Annotated in this window: 2 protein-coding genes; one reads left to right on the top strand and one right to left on the bottom strand. The window is 73.7% G+C overall.

The annotated features are described in order from the left end of the window. A partial coding sequence (locus tag WA805_RS20385) for a WD40 repeat domain-containing protein (RefSeq protein WP_425243119.1) occupies nucleotides 1-2,078 on the top strand: 2,078 nt, incomplete at its 5' end. Nucleotides 2,079-2,136: 58 nt separating this feature from the next. Here the strand turns inward: WA805_RS20385 and WA805_RS20380 are convergent. Further along, nucleotides 2,137-2,375, bottom strand: a 239-nt coding sequence (locus WA805_RS20380; RefSeq protein WP_425243118.1) for a hypothetical protein, incomplete at its 5' end; no start/stop codon positions are given.

The following is a 2,375-nucleotide window of genomic DNA, read 5'->3' as shown; positions in this document are numbered from 1 at the left end:
CGATCGAGGCGGGCCAGCTCCGCGCGCAGGACCCCTCGCTGGCCGCGCAGCTCAGCGTCGCCGCCTACGGCGTCGCGCACACCCCGCAGGCGACCGCGGCCCTGCTCGAGTCGAGCGGTGAGCCCTCGGCTGCCCGCATCGTGGACTCGCCAGGCGTCGTGCAGTCGGTCAGCGTCAGCCCGGACCGCCGGCTGCTCGCCGCGGCCGGCGCCGACGGGACGCTGCGGCTGTGGAATGTGGCCGTGCCCGGCCATCCGTCGCCGGTCGCCACGCTGGTGCAGGCGAACGGGCAGGACCCGCTGTACACCGCCGCGTTCAGCCCAGACGGGAAGACGCTGGCCGCGGCCGGCGCCGGACGCGTCGTGCGGCTGTGGAACGTGGCCGACCCGGCGCACCCGGTGCCCGTCGGCCAGCCGCTGACCGGGCCGTCGAACACGATCTACTCGGTCGCGTTCAGCCCCGACGGCAAGACCCTCGCCGCCGCCAGCGCCGACAAGACCGTCCGGCTGTGGAACGTGGCCGACCCCGCGCAGGCCGTCCCGCTCGGCCAGCCGCTAACAGGTCCGGCCGGCTACGTCGAGTCGGTCGCGTTCAGTCCCGACGGCAAGACGCTCGCCGCCGCCAGCGCCGACAAGACGGTCTGGCTGTGGGACGTGGCCAACCCCGCCGAGCCGTTCCCGTACTACGGCATGCCGCTGACCGGCCCCGCGGCCATCGTGACCGCGGTGGCGTTCAGCCCCGACGGGCACACCCTCGCCGCCGCCAGCCAGGACGACAAGGTGTGGCTGTGGACCCTCGCGGCCGGCACGCCGACAGCCAGCCAGGACGGCACGCTGACCGGGGCCACGAACTGGGTCAACACGATCGCGTTCAGCCCGGACGGCACGTCCATCGCCGCGGGCACGTCCGACGCCGGGGTGCTCATCTGGAGCCGTGCCAGCCGGAACCGCATCGCGATGCTGCCGCGTCCGCAGCCGGTCACCTCGATCGCCTGGGACGGTCCCGGACGGCTCGCGTCCGGTGACGCGGACGGCACGGTGTCGATGTGGACGCTGCCGTCGCCCGAGCTGGCGGCGGCCGACAAGACGACCGCGGTCGCCTACAACCCGAACGGCGCGACGCTCGCGGTCGGCGGGCAGGACGTCCAGCTGTGGAACGCGGCCAGCCGCACGCACGTCGCGACGCACCCGCTCGCCGCCGGGATGTTCGTCAACGGGCTGGCGTTCTCTCCCGACGGGCGCATTCTCGCCGCCGCCTACAGCGACCACACCGTCGGGCTCCTCAACGCCAGCACCCTGGCCCCGCTCGGCGCGCCGTTCCAGGTGACCGCCGCGGGCAACGCGGAAACGGTCGCGTTCAGTCCCGACGGCACCGTGCTCGCCACCGGCGGCGACGACGGCACCGTGCGGCTGTGGTCGGTCACCGACCCGGCGCACCCCAGCCAGCTCAGCTCGGTGCACGACTCGGGGACCTACGTGTTCACGGTCGTGTTCAGCCCCGACGGCAAGACCCTCGCGGCGGCGAGCACCGACAACCTCACCCGGCTCTGGGACGTCGCCAACCCGGCGCGCCCCGCCCAGCTCGGCAAGCCGCTGGGCGGGTTCAGCAGCTACGCGATCGGGCTGGCCTTCACCCCGGACGGCAAGCTGCTCGCGGTCGGCAGCGCGGACAAGACGATCCGGCTGTGGAGCATCGCGAACCCGGCGCGCCCTGTCCAGGTCGGCGCGCCGCTGACCGGCCCGGCGGGCTACGTCTGGGGGCTGGCGTTCAGCCCGGACGGCACGACGCTGGCGGCCGGCGTCACCGACGGCACCGTCTGGCTGTGGCGGGTCACCGCCCCGGCCAGCCCGTCGCTGATCGCGACCCTCACCGGCCCCGCGGGGCATGTCTACTCGGTCGCGTTCGCCCCGTCCGGCGGCCAGCTCGCGGCGTCCAGCGACGACGGCACCGTCCACCTGTGGGACGTCAGCCCCGGGGCGGCGGAGTCGCAGGCCTGCGCCAACCTCGGTCAGCCGCTCACCCGCGCCGAGTGGAACGTCTACGTGCCCGGCGTGCCGTACCGCGCGCCGTGCTCGTAACACCGGCCGCAATCTCGTCTTAGGAGCAGGACGTTACGGTCGCCGGATTGCGGCCCGTTCAGGCAGGCAGCAGTGCCGTCGCGAGGCTGCCGGACAGCCATCGGCTGAAGTCGGCGGTGCTCCAGCTGCGCTGAGCGACTAGCAGCCGGTAGAGGTGGCCGTCCGTGAGCGCCCAGCAGAGTTCCGCGGCATGTTGCTCGGTTATGCCGACGGCCAGTCCGTCCAGGGACGCGAGATACCGGATGAACAGGGTAGCGCCCAACAACCTGTTGCGGCTCGCCTCGGCGAGCAGCTGTG

The organism is Trebonia sp. (genome assembly GCF_049794275.1).
GTDB lineage: Bacteria > Actinomycetota > Actinomycetes > Streptosporangiales > Streptosporangiaceae > Trebonia.
Note: the sequence above shows the minus strand (reverse complement) of the source record. Positions and strands in the feature narration are given on the sequence as shown.